The 21,940-nt window shown below is 60.7% G+C and carries 22 protein-coding genes, 1 tRNA gene and 1 pseudogene; 10 read left to right on the plus strand and 14 right to left on the minus strand.

Annotated features, from left to right (window positions below):
* On the plus strand, window positions 1–304 hold a 304-nt coding region (locus H8K20_RS13680; protein ID WP_207721598.1), incomplete at its 5' end, for a hypothetical protein.
* Here the strand turns inward: H8K20_RS13680 and H8K20_RS13275 are convergent.
* The 3 genes from H8K20_RS13275 to H8K20_RS13285 all read right to left on the minus strand — a co-directional run bounded on the left by H8K20_RS13275 (window position 276) and on the right by H8K20_RS13285 (window position 3,361).
* Entirely contained in the window at window positions 276–1,265 is a 990-nt protein-coding gene (locus tag H8K20_RS13275) for a nucleoside hydrolase (RefSeq protein WP_186488777.1), read from the minus strand. The genes H8K20_RS13680 and H8K20_RS13275 overlap by 29 nt on opposite strands.
* 96 nt (window positions 1,266–1,361) lie before the next feature.
* Entirely contained in the window at window positions 1,362–2,357 is a 996-nt protein-coding gene (locus H8K20_RS13280; RefSeq protein ID WP_154867899.1) for a nucleoside hydrolase, read from the minus strand.
* Between the two features lie 11 nt (window positions 2,358–2,368).
* On the minus strand, window positions 2,369–3,361 hold the full coding sequence (locus H8K20_RS13285; RefSeq protein WP_178089898.1) for a nucleoside hydrolase: 993 nt from the start codon (window positions 3,359–3,361) through the stop codon (window positions 2,369–2,371).
* Between the two features lie 277 nt (window positions 3,362–3,638).
* Here H8K20_RS13285 and H8K20_RS13290 point away from each other — a divergent pair.
* The 3 genes from H8K20_RS13290 (at window position 3,639) to H8K20_RS13300 (ending at window position 5,876) form a co-directional block, all read left to right on the plus strand.
* Window positions 3,639–3,715 (plus strand) — tRNA-Arg (locus tag H8K20_RS13290).
* 78 nt (window positions 3,716–3,793) lie between these two features.
* Window positions 3,794–4,102 (plus strand): hypothetical protein, encoded by a 309-nt coding sequence (locus H8K20_RS13295; RefSeq protein WP_243206582.1) that lies wholly within the window; start codon window positions 3,794–3,796, stop codon window positions 4,100–4,102.
* 310 nt (window positions 4,103–4,412) lie between these two features.
* Window positions 4,413–5,876, plus strand: a complete 1,464-nt coding sequence (locus H8K20_RS13300; RefSeq protein ID WP_186488778.1) for an ADP-ribosylglycohydrolase family protein — start codon at window positions 4,413–4,415, stop codon at window positions 5,874–5,876.
* A gap of 418 nt (window positions 5,877–6,294) precedes the next feature.
* On the opposite strand, the gene cas2 is transcribed toward H8K20_RS13300, so the two are convergent.
* The 7 genes and pseudogenes from cas2 to cas3 all read right to left on the minus strand — a co-directional run bounded on the left by cas2 (window position 6,295) and on the right by cas3 (window position 13,769).
* Window positions 6,295–6,585 carry a CRISPR-associated endonuclease Cas2 gene (gene cas2 / locus H8K20_RS13305; RefSeq protein WP_186488779.1) on the minus strand — a complete coding sequence of 97 codons (291 nt, stop codon included), beginning with the start codon at window positions 6,583–6,585 and terminating at the stop codon, window positions 6,295–6,297.
* A gap of 15 nt (window positions 6,586–6,600) precedes the next feature.
* Window positions 6,601–7,633: pseudogene (gene cas1c, locus H8K20_RS13310) on the minus strand (type I-C CRISPR-associated endonuclease Cas1c).
* Entirely contained in the window at window positions 7,630–8,298 is a 669-nt protein-coding gene (gene cas4 / locus H8K20_RS13315; RefSeq protein ID WP_186488780.1) for a CRISPR-associated protein Cas4, read from the minus strand. The pseudogene cas1c and the gene cas4 overlap by 4 nt, the downstream one beginning before the upstream one ends.
* Complete coding sequence (gene cas7c / locus H8K20_RS13320) at window positions 8,295–9,191, minus strand: type I-C CRISPR-associated protein Cas7/Csd2 (protein WP_186488781.1); 897 nt, start codon at window positions 9,189–9,191, stop codon at window positions 8,295–8,297. Before cas7c ends, cas4 begins: the two co-directional genes overlap by 4 nt.
* Before the next feature lies 1 nt (window position 9,192).
* Window positions 9,193–10,953: a type I-C CRISPR-associated protein Cas8c/Csd1 gene (cas8c, locus tag H8K20_RS13325; protein ID WP_186488782.1), complete on the minus strand. Its 1,761-nt coding sequence runs from the start codon at window positions 10,951–10,953 to the stop codon at window positions 9,193–9,195.
* Complete coding sequence (gene cas5c / locus H8K20_RS13330) at window positions 10,950–11,606, minus strand: type I-C CRISPR-associated protein Cas5c (protein ID WP_105206036.1); 657 nt, start codon at window positions 11,604–11,606, stop codon at window positions 10,950–10,952. Before cas5c ends, cas8c begins: the two co-directional genes overlap by 4 nt.
* 48 nt (window positions 11,607–11,654) lie before the next feature.
* Complete coding sequence (gene cas3 / locus H8K20_RS13335; protein ID WP_341480866.1) at window positions 11,655–13,769, minus strand: CRISPR-associated helicase Cas3'; 2,115 nt, start codon at window positions 13,767–13,769, stop codon at window positions 11,655–11,657.
* A 376-nt stretch (window positions 13,770–14,145) separates the two neighbouring features.
* On the opposite strand from cas3, the gene H8K20_RS13340 reads away from it, so the two are divergent.
* Together H8K20_RS13340 and H8K20_RS13345 are read left to right on the plus strand one after the other, a co-directional pair.
* On the plus strand, window positions 14,146–15,597 hold the full coding sequence (locus H8K20_RS13340; RefSeq protein ID WP_243206584.1) for an alpha-amylase: 1,452 nt from the start codon (window positions 14,146–14,148) through the stop codon (window positions 15,595–15,597).
* A gap of 70 nt (window positions 15,598–15,667) precedes the next feature.
* Window positions 15,668–16,498 carry an amidohydrolase family protein gene (locus H8K20_RS13345; RefSeq protein WP_186488788.1) on the plus strand — a complete coding sequence of 277 codons (831 nt, stop codon included), beginning with the start codon at window positions 15,668–15,670 and terminating at the stop codon, window positions 16,496–16,498.
* Between the two features lie 33 nt (window positions 16,499–16,531).
* On the opposite strand, the gene H8K20_RS13350 is transcribed toward H8K20_RS13345, so the two are convergent.
* Complete coding sequence (locus tag H8K20_RS13350) at window positions 16,532–16,669, minus strand: hypothetical protein (RefSeq protein ID WP_186488791.1); 138 nt, start codon at window positions 16,667–16,669, stop codon at window positions 16,532–16,534.
* Window positions 16,670–16,810: 141 nt separating this feature from the next.
* Between H8K20_RS13350 and H8K20_RS13355 the strand changes: the two genes are divergently transcribed.
* Genes H8K20_RS13355 through H8K20_RS13365 form a run of 3 tightly spaced genes read left to right on the plus strand, consistent with a single transcriptional unit; the run spans window position 16,811 to window position 18,498 of the window.
* Window positions 16,811–17,431: a potassium channel family protein gene (locus tag H8K20_RS13355; RefSeq protein ID WP_105206039.1), complete on the plus strand. Its 621-nt coding sequence runs from the start codon at window positions 16,811–16,813 to the stop codon at window positions 17,429–17,431.
* Between the two features lie 48 nt (window positions 17,432–17,479).
* The gene (locus tag H8K20_RS13360) at window positions 17,480–18,136 is read left to right on the plus strand and encodes an NAD-binding protein (protein ID WP_186488793.1); all 657 of its coding nucleotides are present in this window, start codon (window positions 17,480–17,482) and stop codon (window positions 18,134–18,136) included.
* An 11-nt stretch (window positions 18,137–18,147) separates the two neighbouring features.
* Window positions 18,148–18,498, plus strand: a complete 351-nt coding sequence (locus tag H8K20_RS13365; protein WP_243562805.1) for a PAS domain-containing protein — start codon at window positions 18,148–18,150, stop codon at window positions 18,496–18,498.
* 475 nt (window positions 18,499–18,973) lie between these two features.
* On the opposite strand, the gene H8K20_RS13370 is transcribed toward H8K20_RS13365, so the two are convergent.
* The 3 genes from H8K20_RS13370 to H8K20_RS13380 all read right to left on the minus strand — a co-directional run bounded on the left by H8K20_RS13370 (window position 18,974) and on the right by H8K20_RS13380 (window position 20,898).
* Complete coding sequence (locus H8K20_RS13370) at window positions 18,974–19,441, minus strand: hypothetical protein (RefSeq protein ID WP_154867928.1); 468 nt, start codon at window positions 19,439–19,441, stop codon at window positions 18,974–18,976.
* Window positions 19,442–19,668: 227 nt separating this feature from the next.
* Window positions 19,669–20,418, minus strand: coding sequence for a biotin--[acetyl-CoA-carboxylase] ligase (locus H8K20_RS13375; RefSeq protein WP_186488795.1), 750 nt, complete (start codon window positions 20,416–20,418; stop codon window positions 19,669–19,671).
* A 3-nt stretch (window positions 20,419–20,421) separates the two neighbouring features.
* A complete protein-coding gene (locus tag H8K20_RS13380) occupies window positions 20,422–20,898 on the minus strand; it encodes a metallophosphoesterase (protein ID WP_186488797.1) in 477 nt (158 codons plus the stop codon).
* Between the two features lie 429 nt (window positions 20,899–21,327).
* On the opposite strand from H8K20_RS13380, the gene H8K20_RS13385 reads away from it, so the two are divergent.
* Window positions 21,328–21,939: an ECF transporter S component gene (locus tag H8K20_RS13385; RefSeq protein ID WP_105206044.1), complete on the plus strand. Its 612-nt coding sequence runs from the start codon at window positions 21,328–21,330 to the stop codon at window positions 21,937–21,939.
* Window position 21,940 lies beyond the last annotated feature (1 nt).

Below are 21,940 nucleotides of genomic sequence, written 5' to 3' on the forward strand. Positions count from 1 at the left end.
TTTCGCCGGAGCTTTTCGCCCCCGCCGACAAACCCGACTGTTAGGCCGTTTTCTCGGCCCCCTGTCGCTGACAGCTTGTTTATATTACCACACCCCTTACCGCCTGTCAACGCCTTTTTACTATCTTTTTTACTTTTTTTATCGAATACCCATTTTGTTATACGGCGTGTATTTTTATTCCCTTTTAAGCAGTGCGATCATTACCCATTGGAATAAAAAGAGAGAGACGCACTCGGTGCGTCTCTCTCTTTTTTTAAATATACAAAACCTGGGCTTTAACCGGCACAGGCGGCCAGCAGCATAGATAAGAACTTCTCTTTGTCGGCGCGATAGGCAACAGCGGTGTGGACGTCGGGGCGGATGCCGCCGCGGTGGTCGACGATGAGCTGGCCGTCGCCGGCACCGCCGTTTATGTCCATATCGCAGGGCTCTTGCCGCAGGTCGGTGATGACGGTGGGGTCGATGACCGAGGCCACCGCCAGCGCATCGTGCAGAGCATCGCCGCCGTCGACTGTCCAGCCCAGCGACTCGCCCACCTGGATGCGGTTTTCGATCATATCGGCCACCAGCCGACCGGCAGGCGTGCCCAGTGACGCCAGGCGGGCGGCGTCGGGGCGGTGAAACTCGGCTGAGTGGGTGGCATTGAGGCCGATGATACGGCAGGCGACGCCGCTGTCGAGCACGATCTTGGCCGCCTCGGGGTCGCGGAAAAAGTTGGATTCGGCCACGGGGGTGGCGTTGCCTTTGTCTACACTGCCGCCCATGAACACCACTTCTTCCACCTTGTCGGCGATGGTGGGGTCCATGCGGAAAGCCATGCCCAGATTGGTGGGCATACCCACAGAGATGAAGGTCACTTTTTGAGGGCTGTTTTTGAGAGCCTCTACCAGATAGGTACAGGCGTGGGTGGTTTGGGGCCGGGTGTGGGGCGCGGGGATGGGCAGCACCGGCGGGTGCAGCTGGATGGGCCTCCCCTGCTTATCGTACGCCTGGGTGGCGTGGTGCGGATGGTTTGCCAGGCGGCCGGGGGTGAGCTCGCGCACCATGGGGGCCGGGCAGCCGGGGTAGACCGGGACCTGAACGCCCATACCCACCAGGTCGAGCACCTGCAGCGTGTTTTGCACACAGTTAGAGAGCGGCACCGCGCCGCGGACGACGGTGATGCCCAACACCTTGAGCCGGTCGCTCAGCAGCGCCAGCAGGATGGCGGCAGCGTCGTCGGAGCCGGTATCGACATCGAGGATGACGGGGATCTGTTTTTTCATGGGTGGACCTCCTCCCTATTATATAAGAAGCAAGATGGGTCAGATGGGCCGAGCGCCCGGCCACACGGGAGTGGCTGGGCGCTCGGTAAAGGGCGATCATTTTTGATTTTTTAAGGCGTCGTAGATCATTTGGAAGAACTTCTTTTTATCGGCCTTGTAGGCGACAAAGGTGTTGGCATTGGGGTCTTGGCCGCCGCGGTGGTCGACGATGAGCTGGCCGTCGCCGGCACCGCCGTTTATATCCATATCGCAGGGCTCCTGCCGCAGGTCGGTGATGACGGTGGGGTCGATGACCGAGGCCACCGCCAGCGCGTCGTGCAGGGCGTCGCCGCCGTCCTGGGTCCAGCCCAGAGCCTCACCCACCTCGATGCGGTTGTACATGAGGTCGTGTGCCAGTTTGCCGGCTGCGTTGCCGATAGCCAGGTAGGCATCGGCGTCCTCGCGGTAAAACTCGGCCGAGTGGGTGGCGTTGAGGCCGATGATGCGGCACTTGACGCCGCTGTCGATAATGATCTTGACCGCCTCGGGGTCGTGGACAAAGTTGGCCTCACCCACGGGCGTGATGTTGCCCTTATCGACGCTGCCACCCATAAAGACCACTTCCTCCACGTTGTCGGCGATGGTGGGGTCCATACGGAAAGCCATGCCCACATTGGTGGCCGGGCCGACGGGGATGATGGTGATCTTCTCTTTGCTCTGCTTGATGGTCTCGACCAGGAAGGTGCAGGCGTGCATATTTTGCGGCTTGGAATGGGCCGGGGGCGCCGGTAGGTAGGCGGGGTGCAGGTCGATGGGCTCGCCTTTTTTGTTGTGGGCCTGGACCTGATTTTCGGGGTTGTTGGCATAGCGACCGGGGGTGAGAGTCCTCACCATGGGGGCCGGGCAGCCGGGACAGACGGGGATCTTATCGCCCACGCCCATCAAGTCGAGCACCCGCAGGGTGTTCTCGACGCAGTTGGGCAGCGGTTTATTACCCTGGGTGACGGTGATGCCCACCACGTCGAGCTTGCCGGAGAGCACCGCCAGCATAATGGCGATGGCGTCGTCGGAGCCGGTATCTACATCTAAAATAACTTTCTTTTTGGTATCCATATGGTCCTCCCCTATTTTTGGCTGGCGACAGCGTTATAGATCATGTCGAAGAACTTTTGCTTGTCGGCGCTGTAAGCCACATAGCTGTTGACCGAGGTGTCGTTCTCGTTGCGGTGCTCGACGATGAGCTGGCCGTCGGAAGCGCCGCCATTGATATCAATATCGCATTTTTGCCGCCGCAGGTCGGTGATGACGGTGGGGTCGATGATGCAGGCCACCGACAGCGCATCGTGGATGGCGTCGGAACAGCCGTTGCCGCCGCCCAGCACCACCTCGGCCTCGATGCGGGTGCGGATGAGATCGCCGGTGAGCTTGCCGGCCGGGGTACCGGTGGCAATGAACTTGTCGGCATCGTCGAGGGTGAGTTCAGCGGAGTGGGTGGCGTTGAGGCCGATGATCCGGCACTTGACGCCGCTGTCGATAATGATCTTGGCTGCCTCGGGGTCGTGGTAGAAGTTGGCCTCGGCCACAGGGGTGATGTTGCCCTTATCGACGCCGCCACCCATGAACACCACTTCCTCTACATTGTCGATGATAGTGGGGTCCATGCGGAAAGCCATGCCTACATTGGTCGGCGGACCCACCGGGACCAGCGTGACCGGGTCGGGGGAGTTTTTGACCGCCTCGATAATAAAGGACACACCGTTTTTCTGCTGCACTTTAGAGGTGGCGGCGGGCAGATCGAGATAGGCGGGGTGAATGGAGTACTCGACCCCGTCGACGGTCTTGGAGATGCCGTTGTCGGGCACGGCGGCGTTGCGGCCCACGGTGAGGTTGCGGACCATGGGCTGCGGGCAGCCGGCAAAGACGGGGATCTTATCGCCCACGCCCAGCATATCCAGCACCCGCAGGGTGTTCTCGACACAGTTGGCCAACGGGCGGTTGCCCTGGGTGACGGTGATGCCGATGATATCGAGCTCGCCGGACAAGACGGCCAGCATGATGGCGATGGCGTCGTCGGAACCGGTATCGACGTCGAGGATGACTTTTTTCTTGGTACTCACGATTCTACACTCCTTTTTTGTGCGCTACGGCCCGGCAGTGCGGGCGCGGTATCGGTTTGCTTTGGACTCTACTATGTCCTATTATACTTTCTTTTAAAATAGGGCACAACGAATGAAGGTCACAATCTTTTTTCCACATCTTTAGAGGAGGCTACAAACCAGCGCGGCACGGCGGCGGCAAAAAACGGGCGATGAGTTTGCAAATGTCGATTGCATTTTTAAAAATATGTGGTATAATACATAGAGCAATCGCCAGATGGCTGTTGCTCGTTGGTATGCGCCCGTGGCGCAGCTGGATAGCGCGATAGACTCCGACTCTATAGGTCGCAGGTTCGAACCCTGTCGGGCGTACCAGAAAACCATCAATCAGAAATGATTGATGGTTTTTATTTTATGTGATATTAGCACAGTAAAGATGATTTATATAACCTGATGGATAGACAAATCAAAATTTGGCGAGATGAAGTTATGTGTGATCATTGCTTACAAATACATTTAGCAGAAAATATTTCTACACCTTTGGAATATGAGAAAATTGTTGTGTATCTTGAAAAAATGATTGATATGTACGATTTTATATTCACTGATGGGAACTGTGAATTGGGCAAACATAAAAATAAAGATGGTCGTTGGATCGATGACATTATTTTTCACACGATTAAATGCCCAAAATGCGGACAAGAATTTACCTGTTCGGTGAACACTTACCGGGGTGGAGGGAGTTTTAGAAAAGGCAGATGACTTTCTGTTTATTTGTGACGTTATTGAGCATAATCTCACCCAAGACATAGATCTATTTCCCACCAGTACCGTAGAAAGGCCCGCATAAACGCTGTGTTTATGCGGGCCTTTTGTTTTATAGCCGGGCAGATCTTGCATTTGCCGGGGCGGCTCGGTGCGGACATAGCGGGACAATTCGATGTTTTTAACAAGGACGACCGGTCAGCTTTGGACAGGTGGCAATAGACAGAGCCGGGCGGGCGAAATATACTGGAGATATGTACGGGTTAGGTCGTGCCGCGCCGGATGGGCGGCTGACAGGAGGGGCGATATGGGCAGAGAAAAGACGACAGAGCGACCGGTGGCGGGGAACTGCCGCTGCGGCTGGTTTTTAGCCGGTAAGCGGGAAAAGCGCTATGCGATGGGCAACGATCCCTTTGAGATCTACAGCGGTAAGCTGTACGCCCAGTGGCAACAGGCCCGGGACGAGGGCCGAGACGTAGCGGCGCTGGAAGAAGCCTGCCGTGCAGTGCGGGACGCAGCGGCCAAGGGGCCGGCTGCGGCACGCGACCAGCTGCCGCTGGCCTATGCGCTGTACGACGCGCTGGAGGCCGCCGCGGTGCGGCCGGGGCACGTCTACTGCGAGCCGTCGGACTATGCGGGTATTTTGACGCAGCGGCCCGAGAGCCAAGATGTAGGCCAGCTGCCAGACAGGGCGGTGCTGCGCGACCGCATTTTGGCCGGTTGGACCGGTCGGGTCGCCGGCTGTCTATTGGGTAAACCGCTGGAATTTTGGGCGCTAAAACCGCTGCGAGGCATGCTGCACGATATTGGCAACTACCCTGTAGACCGGTATATTGCGGCGGCTGACTTTACCCCGCAGATACGGGAAAAGTACGACATTGCCGTGGGCAGCCCGGTGAACAAACAGCCCTGGATCGACGAGATCGGCGACCATGCGCCCATCGACGACGACACCAACTACACGGTGCTCAACCTGCGGCTATTAGAGACCTTTGGACGGGATTTCACCCCTGAGGAGGTGCTGTTTGCCTGGGTCAACTGGATGCCGGCCGGGGTGTGCTGCACCGCCGAGCGCATCGCCTATGTCAATGCGCTGAGCGGTATGCGCCCACCGGAGACAGCCGTGTACCGCAACCCCTACCGGGAATGGGTGGGGGCACAGATACGGGCAGAAATATTTGGCTGGGTGAACCCGGGCGACCCGCAGGCGGCAGCGGAAATGGCTTACCGGGACGCCTGTGTATCGCATGTGCGCAACGGCATATACGGGGAGATGTTTGCCGCGGCGATGGTGGCGGCAGCCATAGTGTGTGGCGATGTGCGGGCGGTGATCGGCGCCGGCTTGGCGCAGATACCGACACATTCACGGCTGGCCGAGGCGGTGCGGGACACCATATCTGATTTTGACGCTGGCGTCACCTACGAGCAGGCGGTGCAAAAGCTGCACGGCCGGTACAACGAAAACGACATGTTCGACTGGTGCCATACCATCCCCAACGCGGTGATCGTGGTGCTGTCGCTGCTGCACGGTGCGGGCGACTTTGCCAAAGCGCTGGGCCTGTGTGTACAGGCGGCTATGGACACCGACTCTAACGGGGCGGTGGTGGGGGCCATCATGGGCTCTATGCTGGGCAGTGCAGGCATTCCCGCTTACTGGGGGGACTGTTTTGGCCGCAAACTGGCCAGCTCGGTCGACGGCTACCACCTGATGGAGCTGGAGGAATTGGCCGACCGGACGCTGGCGGTGGCAGTGGCGGAAAAATGCGTTTAGACAAACGGCTGTGTTTGGATAGACAAGCAAAGGTAAAAATAGTAAAGAGGTCTTCTTTGTGCACGCACAAGGAAGACCTCTTTTCTGCTCTCCCGTGGGGGAGCGACTTCTAAAAATGACTGGCTAACCCAGTCGGAAATGATTTCAATCCACGCTCCCGCGGGGGGAGCGACCCGCCATCCCTCCTATACATCTACATTTCTTCGTCATTTCAATCTACGCTCCCGCGGGGGGAACGACAGCAGTTATAGACAAAATGCCGCTGTACGATCCGTGCATTTTCTCTGTTTATGGCGAATGGGCTCCCCTCATGTGCAGCTAGATACGCCAGCCATGTCAAATCAGCGGCCAATCTGCACACAACTGCGGTGCGAACATGCCAGAGCTTTTCTGTTCACTTACACCTCGCACCACGGCGTCACACCATGAGCAAGCCTTCAGCCTGATAGGTCTGCTTGGCGCCGAAGTGCTCCACTTTGGCCTGGTAGTGATTGCCCAGGTAATAAAAGCGCAGGCTGTCTTTTTCCGGGTCGATGAGTTGCAGGAGCAGGTGCTGCACCTTTTTTAGCTGGGCGGCATCGAGGATACACTCGAACAGTGAATTTTGCACCCGCTGCCCGTAATTGACGCACTGCTTTGCCACCTTGCGCAGCCGGGCGCGCCCCTGCGGCGTCTCGGTGTTGACGTCGTATGCAATGAGCACCAACACGGTCTCACCCCTCCCCTATTTCCACAAAAATGGCGGGTAGTCGTCCAGATCGCCGCGGATATACCGGGCCAGCAACATCGCCTGCACGTGGGGGACCAGCCCCCAGGGTATCTTCTCGTTTAAAAATGGGTGGGTGATCTGCTCCTGCTTGCGGGTCTGCCAGGCGCCGAGGACCGTCTTTCGCGTGTCGTCGGTCATGTAGACGGCGCCGTTTTCCTGCCGGACGAACCCCTTCTTCTCCACTGTGCGGTTGTTGATCAGCGAGAGCACGAAACGGTCGGCCAGGGCACAGCGCAGCTCCTCTATCATGTCCAGTGCCAGCGAGCGGCGGCCGGGGCGAAAGCGGTGTCAAAAAACCTATGTAACAGTCCAGGCCATTGGCCTCAAGGGCGGCGGCCACGTCGTTTGTCAGCAGGGCATACACAAACGAGAGCAGAGCATTTACATTGTCGGTAGGTGGGCGGCGGTGGCGGCCGAGAAAAAAGAAGTCCTCTTTATTGCGCAAAATGAGCTGGTCCAGCGCACCGAAGTACTGTTCGGCGGCAGCGCCCTCCAGTCCCCGCAGCTGCTCGGGATCGGTGCAGTCGAGTATCTGCGGCAGAGAACTGGCCAGCTGGGCGGTGATCTGTTTTATAGCGGGCACATCTACACGCATGGGGTGGTCGCGGGTGGCCCGCTCCAGTACCCAACGGGCATTGTACACCTTGCCAAAAATAAAGCATCGGGCCAGCCGGGCACTGCGCGCCGGATCGTCGGCCAACCGAACCTGCTGGGCGCGCAGCAGCACATTGCCCCTGCTCTCGCCGCAGGCAGCGGCGAGGAATCGGCCGTTTGGCGTGAGGAAGGCCAGGCGGATATCGCGCTTGGTACAGGCGCCCATCAGCGCCGGGCTGGCCCCTTTGTAGCCGAAGTAGAGGATCTGTTCCAGCGTGTGCAGCGGCACCCGCAGCAGCGTCTCCTGTTCCTTTAGCACCAGCACATTTTCGCCGTCCAGCGCCAGGTAGGTATCGGGTGAGGTGACATACAGGGTGTTGAGCAGTTTTCTCATACCGGGCTCTCCTGTGCATGTGCGCGCAAATAGTCGGTGGCCGACAGATCCCCGCACAGCTCGGGCAGGCAGACATCTTTGAGCGAGCAGGCCCGGCACCCCCGGTGCGGCTTTACCTTGGGGGTGTACTGCCGCTGGGCATACTGGTGCATCTCACAGAGCATCTCCTCCACCGTTTGCCGCAATTTCGGCACAAAGTCCACCTGTTCCCGGTGGCGGGTCTGCCCGTAGTAGAGGTAGCCGGTGGATATCTCGCAGGCCAGCATCTCCTCTAAGCAGATGGCCTGGCAGCAGAGCTGCAGCCGGTCGGCATCGGTCATCTTGGAGGTGCCGCGCTTGTACTCCACCGGCACCGGCAGCCACTTGTCCCGTCGACCGATGAGGGCCACGCCGTCTTGGCTCTGGTGAAACTCCACCACGTCACAGGCGCCGGTGACCCCCAGCCGGGCCGAGTACACCGCCATGCCACGGGCGATGAGCAGCTCGCCCCGGCGCTCGCTGAACTGGCGGTCGTGGGCATTTTGGTGCATGAGCTCCCCCTCGACGGTGCGCAGGTTGTCGGCCCACTGCTGTTCTAGGTGGATGAGTGCCCACTGCCGGCGGCAAAAGGCGAAGTGCTGTATGCCGGAGAGCTGCAGGTACTCCTCCTCGCGATAGCCGCTCATATCATGCGGGTGCAGGTGACCCCTTGCGGGATGGCCGTCTCGTCTATATCGACCCGGTAATCCCGATAGCTGCGGGCGGGCGCGGCTGTATCTTCGCCGACCCGGGTGACGGTGACGGCGTCAAACAGCTTGTGGGCCGGAGCACAGCCCATCGGGCAGTCGTGCTTAAAGACGATGAGCTCCCGCACCGCCATTTTGCCCCGGGCGGCGGAGCGGTCGTCTTCAAACATATTGGTGATGGCCTGCCACAACAGCTGCAGATCCTCATTGGAAAAGCCGGTGCTCTTGCGGGCCAAGTTGGCCGAGACATACCCCTCTACCCGGTATAGGCCGTAGGGGACGATGTACTTGCGGCCCATCTCGGTCCCCTTTTTTTCGGCGTCTTTTTCGGTGGTGATGGCGATGCGGGTGATGGTGACCTCCTGCGGGACGATGGGCTCCACACTGCGGGCAAAACCCAGCTGCACCGGCCCGCGGACCTGCCCACAGCCCAGCGCCGCCTTGACAAAGGTGGTCATCACCGCGCCAAAAGTGCGGATATCGTAGAAGTTTTGGCACATGAAGTCGCGGATCTTGATATCCAGCTGGTCGTCTTTTTTCTTGGCCTCTTTGATGGACTTCTCGTCGATGCCCAGATAGCTGTAGGCACGGACGTCGCTGCGGTTTAGGGGGACCTGGTCTTTGATGTAGATCTCATAGCCGGGCTGGCCCTCTTTGGCAGTCTCGACATAGTTGCGGATCTTGCGCTTGAGGCACACGTCGGTGACCAGGCCGTAGCCGGTCTCGGGGTCGATGCGAGGCATGTTGCCGGCGTCGGGGTCGCCGTTGGGGTTGCCGTTTTCCACGTCAAAGAGCACTACAAAATCATACCTGTTTTTGATGGGTTCTGCCATGTCAATTGTCCTCCTCTGTCTTCTGCACGCCTGACTTTTTCTCATACCGATTTTGGTTCTGGTGGTAATAGCCCATGTAAAAAGCCTGTTGCTGGGGCAGGCTGTGGCGGGCGGGCAGCGTCTCGTCCAGTTTGCCGATAAGCTCTTGCAGCTGTCTTTCGTAGTGGTTCTTGTGTTTGGGGTTGGATATCTTTTTGATGTGGGCGTTATACAGCCGCATCAATACGGGAAATATGGAAGCCGGTGTGGAAGCGGCGGAGTTAAAGTACCGGTCGCGGATGGTGGCGTTGATGTTGGGATTTGCCTCCTGCTGAGCCGCCTCCAGCACCGAGAATATACGCCCCAGTACATAGGGGCTGTACGAGCTGTTTTCATTGAGCTTCACCTGCAATACCTCCTTGAGTTGTGGCGGGGTGTTCTGCCGGCGCAAGAGCACCGCCTTGATGATCGAGGCCCGGCCCCAGGAGATGCGCCGCTCGGCCCGTATGCGCAGCATCGCGCTGTTTAGCAGCGATTCGGGGTATGGGGTCCCGCCGGTAATGGCCCGGTACACCGCGCCGGCCATGACCGGAACGGCGGACTTGTCGCGGGCGTTTTTGTTGACTGTCTCGTAGAGCAGTGCGCTCAGCGACAGCTGCTCGAACTTTTCAAAGGCCGGGTGCACCATCTCCAGGTCGCGGTAGTGCTGCCGCACGTTTTTCATCAGGGCGCCAAAGGTGTCCTGGTAGAAAAAGCGAACCGATAGCCGGGCTGCGTTGGGCGCCAGGCCGAGGATGTAAAAGTGCACGTCGGGCTCGAGGGTCTGCCCGTCCAGCTGGTAGGTGTGGCCCTGGGCCAGCGCCTCCATGGCTGCGTGCAAGATCTCTGGAGAGAATTTTTCGCTCTCTCCCTGGATGCTGCCACCCCAGATATCCGGATAGGCCGGCTGGGCGTTTTCGGACCAGTAGACGACGGTGGTGTCACCGATGTGCTGCACGTGTTCCCCGTCGGCCAGCAGGTAATTGAGGGCGGTGGTGTAGGCAAACACCGCTGGCTTGCCCACCGGGGCGTTGTAGCTCTGCTCCTTTTCATAGGAGGTGAACGACGGGGCGTTGAAAGCGACCAGCGCCGCCCCGGTGGACTGGGCCCCCTTGACCCCCTTGATGGGGTTGTGCAGCTGGGCGATGGGCTGATAGTTACCGGTGACCAGGCAGCGGCCGTACACCGGCTGCTCATCCTCGCCAGGGCGGCTGTCCCAGGCGGCGGCTATCTCGGGGATATCCTGCAAAAACTGTCCGCCAAAGCGAAAGATCAGGTTAGCCCCGGCCAGCAGCTCGTCCAGGTAGGGGGCCAGTATGGGGTTCTCTCTGGCCGCTGCCGGGTCCCAGGTGGCAAAGTGGGCACACACCGCCCGGGCGGCCGGGTGGTCGCAGCCGGAGAGCAGCTGCTCGTGCAGCTGCCCACAGAGCGCAAAGCACTTTCGCGTGCGCTCGGGCTTGCCTTTTCCGTCGATGCCCAGCAGGTAGCCGGCGTTGTCGCAGAGAAAATTTGCCCGGGCCCCGGCGGTGCGGATGACCGGCTGGGGCAGCTGGTAGACCCGGGGGATGAGCACCGTCTTTTTGCCCCGCTGCACCTCCTCTTTGAGGGGCAGCAGGTCGATGAGCCGGCCCTGCTCGTCCAAGGTGAGGGCAAAACTCACCTTGACCGGCGACCAACCGCTGCGGGGCACTTGGCCCTGAGAGAGCAGCTGGTCGTAGTAGCTGGCGAGCGCCTGTAAGATCACGAGACCACCTCGCAATCGCGCAGGTCTAGCAGGCCGTCGCGCAGCACCGCCCTGAAAAACTGGGGGCGGATGTCTTGCGGGTCGGTGTAGTCCATGTCATAGAGCATAAAGCCCAGGTCTTTTTCGCCGGCGAGCTCTGGCGGCACTGCCAGCTCGCCGCCGGTGTAGGGGGCAAAATGGGCCGGGAACTCGCGGCAGCCAAAATAGGGCTGGTGGTAGCACCCACCGGTGGCCAGCCGCCGGCGCACGATATCCTGGAACTTGCCGGGGTTGTCGCTGCTGTTGGCCCGGCCGGTCATCTCGAAATGGGCGGTGATGATGTAGTGTACGTCGCGCAGTACCATGGCCGCCCGCTGGACGATATCGTCCTGGGTGCTTAAAAACAGCGGGCGGTCAGACCCCATCATCACTGAGCGGACATTGCTGGCCAAAATTTTAGATTTGACCTCGTTGCGGCGGATATTGGTAAAGCGGATGGGTGAGAGCACCCGGATGCTGTCTATGTGCCAGCGCATGCCCGGGTGCCAGTATATGGCCTCGATGAGGCCGCGGGCGGCCGACGGGGTCATCACGTCGTAGGACACCCGCTCCACCTTCATCTCGGGTCTGGAAAAACAGGCGTATTCGCCCCAGACCTCTACCTGGATGGACAACTGTGACCATCTCCTCTCTGTCAGTTTTTTGCCGGTTGCCGATATGCCTTACACGACTATCCCCTTGCCGTACTCGGCCTCTTGCGAGAGGCCGGTCTTATCGCTGTAGAGGCGGGGGTTTTGCAGCACCGCCAGCTCGGGGGTGAGCAGCTGGATATCGCCGGCCTGCTCCAGCCGGGCAAAATGCTGCGGGTAGATGCTCACCGACTCTTTAGCTATCCCGCGCATGAGTTCCCGGGACAAAAAGCCGCCCTCAACACTGCGGCACAGCTGCTGGGCCAGGTCTCGTGCCTGGGCATTGCGGGGGATGACCACCATCCTGGTGTCGCTCTCGATGAGCTTGCACGCCCGGGCTGCCTCGGCGACAGCCAGCCGCCGCAATTTGGGGATGAGCTGCTTTTTATCCAGCGCGTCGCCTTTCAGGTCGTGCAGCTGATCGAAGTAGGCGCGGATGGCGTCCGGCGCGGCTATATCGCGGTAACACCTCTGTACCTCGTGCAAAATGGCGATGTTTTGGCCGATCTGATCCGGGTTACGGGCGCCGAGCGAAAAGACGTACACCTCGCTCTCCTCCGGGCGGCGACGGCCCTCGCGGTTGCAGCGGCCGGCGGCCTGGATGATGGAGTCGAGCCCCGCCTCCTGCCGGTACACGGCGGGGAAATCCACATCCACCCCGGCCTCGATGAGCGAGGTGGCCACCACCCGGCAGGGCGGCCCCGCCTTATCTTGCAGCCGCTGCCGTATCTCCTCTAGTACCTGACGGCGGTGGTCGGGGGTCATGAGGGTGGAGAGGTGAAAGCTCCCCTCCGGCGGCAGCTGCAGGTAGATCTGCTGAGCCAGCTTGCGGCTGTTGACGATACACAGCGCCTGGCTGTGGCTGGCCAGCCGCTGCGCCAATTGCTCCTGCTCCAGCCGCCCCATATCGCAGATGGTGGTGCGGCGAAACAGGTCGTAGAGCTGCCGGGTGTCGGGGCAGAGCTCGGTGATGGGGGCGCCCGGGGGGAACAGCTTTTCCAGCGAGGGCTGGGTGGCGGTGCACAGCACTGCCGTGGTGTGGCAGTGCTGCACCAGCGCGCGGATAGCCTCGACACAGGGGCGCAGCAGGTCTACCGGCAACATCTGCGCCTCGTCGAAGATCACCACGCTTTTGGCCAGATTGTGCAGTTTGCGGCAGCGGCCGGACCGGTTGCCAAACAGCGACTCGAAGAACTGGACGCTGGTGGTGACCACCACCGGCACGTCCCAGTTCTCGGCGGCCAGCCGCAGCAGGTCCGTCTCTGGGCTGTCGCGCCCGTCGAAGTCCACGTTGCTGTGGTGTTCCAGCACGTTGTGGGGGCCCAAAATGTCGCCGAAAACCTGGGCGGTCTGCTCGATGATGCTGGTATAGGGGATGACATACACCACCCGCTTGAGGCCGTGGGCCCTGGCGTGGGCCAGCGCAAAGGCCAGTGAGGCGATGGTCTTGCCGCCGCCGGTGGGCACCGTCAGGGTGTAGAGCCCCTGCTCCTTTTTGCCGGCGCGAAAGCAGTTTTCGATGATCTGGCAGCGCTTTTGATTGTAGATCCCCTGCGGCGGCCACCAGTTTTTCCCTTTTAAATGCTCGACCAACTTCTGGTATAGGGTGGGGATATCATCAAACCGGCCCCGCGCCGGTGGGCCCTCGTCGGCCATGGCCTGCTCGGTGTCCAGAAAGTCGGCGTCCACCAGTGCCGAAAACAGCATGCGGGTCATAAAGGCGATATCGAAGTAGTCGCCGGGCGGCGACATAGTCACCTCCGGCAGCTCTATCTCGCCGGCAAAGGCGCTGTAGTCCTCCACCTGCCGCTTTAGCCGGCCCTGCAGCGTGGGGCGGTCGGGCATGTCGCCGGCGGTGCCGAAATCGGGCAGGCCGGTGTGGTGGCCGGCCACACACCAGCCCAGCAGCCGCAGGCGTCGCGCGTCCAGCACCTTGGCGCCGGCGGTGGAGTGGTCCACCTTGGGCCCGTTTTCCAGGATACGGCGCTGAAAAGCCTGCGAGTACTTGCCGATGTCGTGAGCCAAGCCCACCAGCTCTGCCTGGGGGGCCATGTCGAAGTCTGCAGCAAAGCTGCAGGCCAGTTGGGCGGTGTTTTGCAAGTGCTCGGCCAGCGTTTGGATGCGGCCGGCCGGGCTTTTATGGGCCACGTACAAGGCGTCATCTCCTTTATTGGGATCATCCTAGTATTAAAAAAGTGGGTTTTTCAGATATAAAGTCAGTATAGCGGCACCTGTCGAAATATGCAATATCGTGCCGTTCTTCGGAAATATTTTTGTGTAGTCAGCATGGTTTTGCGGCCACTATCTGGCTACTTTTCCCCCTAAAAAATGATCGCTTTGCAGATACTGTACAGATGTAATTGTTACCAAATTGTTAAAACGGGACTTTTGGGGGCAAAAATTTTTTATAGGGGCCATTAAGACGGTATTAAAATTTTGCAAAGAGGGCTACGCTTTAGGGGAAAAGGTGTATACTGGTGGTGCATTATGGGGCCTTATTTCCCCAGCGGGAGGAGGGGCGCTTTTGCCCAGAGATAACCAGACGATGCTGCAGTGCTTTGAGTGGTACCTGCCCGCCGACGGCAGCCTGTGGCGACAGGTGGCGCAGATGGCGCCCCGGTTGGCCCGGGATGGCTTTACCGCTCTGTGGCTGCCGCCGGCCTACAAAGGGGCCAGCGGCAGCGACGATGTGGGGTACGGGGTATATGACCTGTACGACCTGGGCGAGTTTGCGCAAAAGGGGACGGTGGCCACCAAATACGGCACCCGGCAGGAATACCTGGAGGCCATAGCCGCCCTGCACCGGTTTGGGGTGGCTGTTTACGCAGATATCGTATTAGACCACATGATGGGCGCCGATGAGACCGAAAAGGTACCGGCGGTGCGCTACGACCCCGGCGACCGGCAGCACCCGGTGGGGCAGGAGCAGACCATTTGTGCCTGGACCAAGTTCACCTTTCCCGGGCGGGGCGGCAAGTACGCGGATTTTTGCTGGGACTGGCACTGCTTTGACGGCACCGACTGGGATGAGGCGGGCCGCTGCGGCGGCATCTACAAATTTCACGGCAAGCAGTGGGACGGCGAGGTGGACCGGGAAAACGGCAACTACGACTACCTGATGGGCGCCGATCTGGACCTGGGCAACGAGCAGGTACTGGCAGCGCTGACCCAGTGGGGAAAGTGGTACCTGCAGACTACCGGAGTCGACGGTCTGCGGCTGGACGCGGTAAAGCACATGCGCTTTGACTTTTACACCCGCTGGCTCTGCGAGATGGCCGCCGCCCGGGGAGAGGCACTGCCGGCGGTGGGTGAGTACTGGCACGCCGACTGCGGGGCGCTGGAGCACTACTTGCAGCAGTGCGGCGGCTGTATGCGGCTTTTTGACGTGCCGCTGCACTACAAATTTTACACTGCCGGCCAGGCCGGGGGCAGCTTTGACATGGGCAGTTTGCCGCAGGACACCCTCAGTTGCCGGCAGCCCCAGCAGGCGGTGACCTTTGTGGACAACCACGACACCCAGCCCGGCCAGGCGCTGCAGTCGTTTGTGCCGCGGTGGTTTAAGCCTTTGGCTTACGCCTATATTCTGCTGCGGCAGGAGGGGATACCCTGTGTGTTTTACGGCGACTATTTTGGGATACCCCACGACGGCATACCGCCGCTGCAGCCGGTGCTGGGGGCGTTGGTGGCGGCCCGCCGCGATCTGGCCTATGGGCCGCAGCACGACTACTTTGACCACGCCGACATCGTGGGCTTTACCCGGGAGGGGGACAGCTGCCACCCCGGCTCGGGGCTGGCCTGCCTTTTGTCGGACGGGCCGGGCGGCGAAAAGCGGATGTACATAGGGACAGCGTTTGCCGGCTGCCGCTTTTACGATCTGCTGGGGGGACGGCCAGACACGGTGACGGTGGATGGCGATGGGTACGGCACCTTTTCGGTGGGCGGCGGCGTGGCCGCTGTATGGGGGTTGTGTCCCTGAGGGGGTTTGTCCTATTATAGGATAGAACAGACGCCGATCAGAGAGACCTTATACCGATAGGAGCGATACTATGTCACAGCAGATCATCATCGATGCACACACCCACATCTTCCCCCGCAAGATCGCCCCCAAGGCGACCCAGTCGATCGGGCAGTTTTACGGGCTGGACATGAACGCCGACGGGATGGCCCACGTGCTTCTTGAGCAGGGAGACGAAAACGGCATCGCCATGTTTCTCATCTGCTCGGTGGCCACCAGGGCCGAACAGGTGCGGGCCATCAACGATTTTGTGGCCCAGAAGGTGCGGATGCACCCCGACCGCTTTGTGGGGCTGGGCGCCCTGCACCCGGACATGGAGGACCCTTTTGGCGAGATCGAGCGCATTATCGAGCTGGGGCTGCGGGGCATCAAGCTGCACCCGGACTTTCAGCTGTTTGATATAGACGACGCGCGCATGCTGCCGGTGTACCGGTATCTGGCCCAAAAAGGACTGCCGGTGCTGTTTCACACCGGCGACGCCCGGTACGACTACTCGCGGCCCAAAAAGCTGGCCCGGGTGGCCCGGGCGGTGCCCGACCTCAAGTGCATCGCCGCCCATTTTGGCGGCTTTCAGCGGTGGGGAGAGAGCTATAAGACGATGGCCCTGCCCAACGTGTGGGTGGACACCTCCTCGAGCCTGTACGCTCTGAAAAAGGAGCAGGCGCTGGCGCTCATCGAGCGCTTTGGCGAGGACAAGGTGCTTTTTGGCACCGACTTTCCCATGTGGGAGTACCCGCAGGAACTGCAGCGTTTTTACGACCTGCGGCTGGGGCCGGCCACGTGCGACAAGATCTTTTACCAGAACTTTTTAGCGCTGTTTGACATACCCCTAAAAACAGCAAAAGCCGCCGTGCCCCGATAGGGGCGCCGCGGCTGACGGTGTTGGGGGCGGGCGCTACCGGCCGTCCCCGGTATCGGCGCTGTCGTGTGGGGCGGGGGCCTGTTTATCTTTAGAGGATGACAGTACGGCGCAGCAGAAAAAGCCTGCGGCGAACCCCACCCAGACACACAAAAAGCCGGTCAAAAAATCCATCTCTATGCCTCCTCGCCGGGTGCGGCGTCTCTTTTTTCCAGTATATGCCGGGGCGGGCGGGAAGTTTACGGCAGAGCCGGGCGCTCCGCCGGGCGCAAGTACTCCCATAGTGGGACAATTTGTTGAAAGAAGGCGTGTGTTTTGAACATTTTAGTCATTGGCTGTGGAAAAGTGGGCAGCAATCTGGCCCGCCGGTTGGAGCAGGAGGGCCACGAGGTGGCCGTAGTGGACAAGAACCCCGACAACTTTGAGCGGTTGAGCGACGACTTTGACGGCCTGACGGTGACCGGCGTGCCTTTTGACGAGGACGTTTTGCGGGAGGCCGGGGTGGAAAACTGCGATGCGCTGGCGGCGGTGACCCCTGACGACAACACCAACATCATGGTGGCCCAGGTGGCGCGGGAGATCTTTCACGTGCCGGCGGTGCTCAGCCGCATCTACGACCCCCAGCGCAAAGATGTTTTTGCCCATTTTGGCCTGCACACCGTGTGCCCCACCAACCTGACCGTGGACGCCATAACCCAGTCGCTGACCACCGGCGAGACCAGCCGCTATATGACGGTGGGCTCGAGCACGGTATCGTACCGGTACATGCCGCTGGGCGACGAGCTGTATGCCCGGAACACCGACGCGGTGGTGCTGGGCCGGCAGGAGCAGCTGTTTGGCGTGCTGCGGGAGAGCACGGTGCTGGAGCTGTACCGGGGCAAAGCCATTGACCTGCAGCCCGGCGACACCATCATCACCATGCAGGTAGTGGACTGAGAGCGCTTTGGGAACGTGCGCGCGTGAGACAAAGGAGAGAGTGTAGAGATGAACGTTGTGATCGTTGGGGGCGGCAAGATCGGTTACTACCTGGCCCAGACTTTACAGGCCCACGGGCATCGGCCCCGCATCATCGAGATCGATAAAAAAGCCTGTGCCCGCATTGCCAACCAGCTGGAGATACCGGTATTTTGCGGCGACGGCACCACCATTGAGATGCAGGAGAGCGCCGGGGTGGACGAGGTGGAATCGCTTATCAGCGTGACCGGACGGGATGAGGACAACCTGATCTGCTGCCAGTTGGCCAAGATGCGCTTTGGCGTGAAAAAGACGGTGGCGCGGGTAAACAACCCCAAAAACACCCAGGTGATGCGCAAGCTGGGGGTGGACATCCCCATCTGCTCGACCAACAACATCGTGCGGGTGATCGAGCACGAGGCAGACAACGCCGAGATTAAGCTGCTGATGAGCCTGAACGCCGGCGAGGCCTCGCTCAATGAGATCACCATCCCGCAGAATTTCGTCCACAGCGGCAAGACGCTGAAGGATCTGGCGCTGAACCGGGACATCGTCATCGTGACGGTGACCCGCGGCGGGGAGATCCTCATCCCCCGCGGCGAGACCACCATCGAATCGGGCGATACGATCATGGTCATTGCCAAAAACCACACGCTGCACGACATAAACGAGATCTTTAGAGGTTAGGGGGAACTGCTGTGGAGCTAGAACGCGCGCGGATGCTGGAGCTGATACTGGACAGTTTGCCCTACCCGGTGGTGTTCGTGGATACCGGCCACGTCATCCGCTACCTGAACCGGGCGGCCCGCTACCACTACTACTGTGAGCGGGGCTATGACGACTTGGTGGGCAAGTCGCTGTTTGCCTGCCACGGCGAGCAGTCGCGGCAGAAGATCGAGCAGATGGTGGAGAAACTGAAAGACCACGCCGGCGAGATGCTGGTGAAGGTAAACGCCCGCAACCAGCGGCTGTACCTGAACCCGGTACGGGATGAAAAGGGCCAACTGGTGGGGTATTTTGAGCGCTTTGAGATGAACCTGCAGCTGTGACCCGGCGGGCACTGCGCCTTGGCCGGGAGACCTCTTCCGGCTGGAGACCGAATAAAATATACGGGGGCCCGGTCGGATGGGCAGCAGGAGATGATCTTTCTCTTCTGTTCTGCCGGCGGTGGGCCCCTCTATTTTATTTAGGGCGGGCCGGGCCGCGCAGCACCGTTTTTGCACCACTTTTGCGCTGCTTTTATGCTGCTGCAGTTGCTGCAGTTTATATCTGCCGGTGGGTGCAACAGCTGCGGGGCAGAAAGACCTTTTATAACGGCCGCCAAGACCGCATGGGGTGTTTGCGGCAGGCCAAAAAGCAGGCGATCAATAAGAGCGCGGTATTGCCGGGGCAATACCGCGCTCTTTTATTGGTGGGGCGATCTTTTATTTGAGGTGGCAGGCAGCGGCGCCGCGGGGGCGCGCATTTACCGGCAAAGCGGGCAGACGGGCTGCCGCTGCCGCCGGGGGGCGCCTGGGGCCGCGGTCAGTACTGGGGGATGGCGCCGGTATACTGCTGTGCCCGGGCCAGCAGCGGGCCTTTGGCACCCAGCGTGATGGCAATATTGCTGCTGCGTATGCACAGCAGCGACATGCCCGGCACCAGCTGCAGCGCGGGCAGTGTGTTGGGCGGCAGCTGGATACAGCCGCCGGCGGTGACCGGCGCCCAACCGTAGGCGCGGCCCTTATAGGGCAGCAGCTGGCCGGGCGGCAGCTGATAATCCGCCAGCTGGGGCAGCGCACACAGGATGTGGCCCAGTTTAGAGGGCGCCAGCAGGCCGTGACGAGTAACGCAAAAGCCGCCGGTAGAGCGGCTGCCGGTAAAGATGAGCACCCGCCCCTCGCTGGCCAGCTGGTACTCGGCCAGTGCCTGGGGCGGCAGCCGGATGCTGCCGTCGGGGTGGATGAGAGACTGACCAAAGACGAATTTACCGCCCTTATTGAGCTGCGGCACAGGACCACTCCCCTCTTTTTTTACACAGTGTACGGTAAGGCGGTGGGCTGTACCCGCTCGGTGGGGCGGGCATACCAGCGCACACCGCTGCGCGGTGAACACCGAGCCGCCGTACGGGTAAAGACAGGCCACAGATATCTGGCCCAGCCAAAAACTGCCCCGGGGCATTGGGGGCGGGGCAGCGGTGGCGCGCTGGGAACGGGCAGTGCCAGACCATCGGGCGGCGCTCACACATAGCCGTACAGCCCGCGGACCGAGGCCTCGCCGCTGCGGATGATCTGCCGCCGGCCGCCGATCTCGACGAGCAGGCTGCCGTCGGCCATAATATCTACGGCGCGGCCGGTCTGCTGGCCGGCGTCGGTGAGCACCCGCACCTGGCGGCCCAGGGTGGTACAGCGCCGGCGGTACTGCCCCAGCAGCGGCTCGACGCCCTGGGTGGGGGCGGTGACGAGCAGAGCGTCGGCCTGGGCGACGATCTGCTGGGCCAAGGTAAGCGGGACCAGCTTTTTTCCGCTCTCTACCAGCAGCGAGGTGGCATAGGGCAGCTGGCGGCTGGCGAAATATTCTGCCTTTTGGCCCAGATTGACCCCGATACCGCAGACGGCGGCGCTCTCGGGGCCGGCGATACCTTCGCACAGGATGCCGCAGACTTTTTTATCGCCTACCAGCAGGTCGTTGGGCCACTTGATGCGCCAGTCGGCACCGCACAGTGCCTGGATGGCGGCGCCGGTAGCAAGGCCGCATAAAAGCGGCAGAAAAGAGACGGTGGCAAGCTCGACCGGCCGCAGCAAAAAAGAGAGCGACAGCGTATCGCCGGGGGCGTCTTGCCAGATTTTTCCCTGACGGCCCCGGCCGGCCGTTTGGCTGTGGGCCAACACGCAGTGGCCGCCGGGGAGCGAAAAGGCGTTTTTTTTGAGGTAGGTGTTGGTGGAATCGAGCTGGGCAAATTGCTGGATGTTGGGATCTAATACCTGCATCTACTACACCTCCGCCAAACTAAACAGCACGCCCTGATCGCGGCGGATATCCAGGACGCCGTAGGTGGGGCGGCCCTGGGCGGGGCGGGCACAGCTGCCGGGGTTGAGCAGGTAGATGCCGTCCTGGTACTGCTGGCAGGGCTGATGGGTGTGGCCGAACAGACAGATATCCGCCCCGCGGCGGCGGCCCTCGGCCAGCAGAGCGCTCAGCGAGTATTTGACCCCCTGCTGGTGACCGTGGACCGCCAGCAGATGGTGCCCCTGGAAAGTGAGCTCCAGCTCGTCGGGGTAGTCGCAGCTGCCGTCGCAGTTGCCGCGCACACAGTAAAAGGTCTTGTTGGGGTACAGCTCTTGAATGTGGTCCATGCCGCCCTGACTGTCGCCCAGGTGGAGATAGGTATCGCAGCCGGGGTGGGCGTCGACGATGCGCTCTACCACCGAGCTGCGGCCGTGGTTATCGGATAATACGATGATCTGCATGTGCAGGTCCCCCCTTTTTGTTCTGCCTGTTATTGTAACACAGCGGCGGGCGGCAGAAAAGGGCGGGGCCATTTAAGGGAGAAAGTTGACGAAAAAGCACTTGAAACCCGCACCTGACTGTAGTATGATAACAGCTGGAAAGACCGCACAAAATAATAGTGGGGAGCTGGAGGACATCTGGCTGAGAGTTGGGCTGATACTGCCCAAGACCCTTTGAACCTGTTGGGTAATGCCATCGTAGGAAGCAACATACCGCCTGCTGCCGCCCGCTGTGGGCCTCTTTTTTTGTAAAGGGGGCCTGACCGGCGGGGCAGCGGCGCGCAAAAGTCGCTCAGCGAAGGCTGTGCGGCTTTTTTGCTATGATCTCTGCCGTTTGGGGCAGAGGCGCTGCGGCGGGGCGCGCCCGCCGAGGTAAAACAGGAGGTATGTATGGAGCAGAGCAGAGGATGGAAACTGCGGGACGTGATCATGATGGCCATTTTGGGCGTGGTGTTCGCCGCGGTATATCTGGGCGTATTTTATGTGGGACTGGCCATTCAGGGGGCGCTGGCCCCGTTTGGGCTGGCCAACTTCTCGTTTGAGACCATCTATGGGGTGTGGTTCATGGCCGCGACCATCGCCGCCTACATTTTGCGCAAGCCGGGGGCGGCGCTGATCACCGAGCTGCTGGCGGCGGCCATTGAGCTGCTGATGGGCAATTCGGGCGGCGTAGTGGTGCTGCTGACCGGGCTGATCCAGGGGCTGGGCTGTGAGCTGGCGTTCGCCCTGTTTCGCTACCGGCGCTACGACCTGCTGAGCATGGCGCTCTCGGGCATGTTGGGGGGGCTTTTTATATTCTGCTACGAGCTCTATTACCTGCAGTACTATCTGCTGGCCCCCACTGTGCTGCTGGCCCAGCTGGCGGTGCGTTTTGTGAGCGCATTCGTATTTGCCGGGCTGCTTAGCAAGCTGGCCTGTGATGGGCTGGCAAAGACCGGGGTGCTGAAGAGCTATGCGGTGGGCGCTTTACAACAGGCCGATCTGCTGGCCGACGAGGACTGAA

Source organism: Neobittarella massiliensis (ex Bilen et al. 2018) (assembly GCF_014269355.1).
GTDB classification, from domain to species: Bacteria; Bacillota; Clostridia; order Oscillospirales; family Ruminococcaceae; genus Neobittarella; species Neobittarella massiliensis.

Bases quoted from the DNA above. Each gene is read 5' to 3' on its own strand.
- H8K20_RS13380 (WP_186488797.1), bottom strand. From the start codon at position 20,898: ATGCAGATCATCGTATTATCCGATAACCACGGCCGCAGCTCGGTGGTA.
- cas4 (WP_186488780.1), bottom strand. From the start codon at position 8,298: ATGAGCGGCTATCGCGAGGAGGAGTACCTGCAGCTCTCCGGCATACAG.
- cas7c (WP_186488781.1), bottom strand. From the start codon at position 9,191: ATGGCAGAACCCATCAAAAACAGGTATGATTTTGTAGTGCTCTTTGAC.
- H8K20_RS13375 (WP_186488795.1), bottom strand. From the start codon at position 20,418: ATGCAGGTATTAGATCCCAACATCCAGCAATTTGCCCAGCTCGATTCC.
- H8K20_RS13345 (WP_186488788.1), top strand. From the start codon at position 15,668: ATGTCACAGCAGATCATCATCGATGCACACACCCACATCTTCCCCCGC.
- H8K20_RS13295 (WP_243206582.1), top strand. From the start codon at position 3,794: ATGGATAGACAAATCAAAATTTGGCGAGATGAAGTTATGTGTGATCAT.
- H8K20_RS13350 (WP_186488791.1), bottom strand. From the start codon at position 16,669: ATGGATTTTTTGACCGGCTTTTTGTGTGTCTGGGTGGGGTTCGCCGCA.
- H8K20_RS13275 (WP_186488777.1), bottom strand. From the start codon at position 1,265: ATGAAAAAACAGATCCCCGTCATCCTCGATGTCGATACCGGCTCCGAC.
- H8K20_RS13360 (WP_186488793.1), top strand. From the start codon at position 17,480: ATGAACGTTGTGATCGTTGGGGGCGGCAAGATCGGTTACTACCTGGCC.
- H8K20_RS13300 (WP_186488778.1), top strand. From the start codon at position 4,413: ATGGGCAGAGAAAAGACGACAGAGCGACCGGTGGCGGGGAACTGCCGC.
- H8K20_RS13280 (WP_154867899.1), bottom strand. From the start codon at position 2,357: ATGGATACCAAAAAGAAAGTTATTTTAGATGTAGATACCGGCTCCGAC.
- H8K20_RS13385 (WP_105206044.1), top strand. From the start codon at position 21,328: ATGGAGCAGAGCAGAGGATGGAAACTGCGGGACGTGATCATGATGGCC.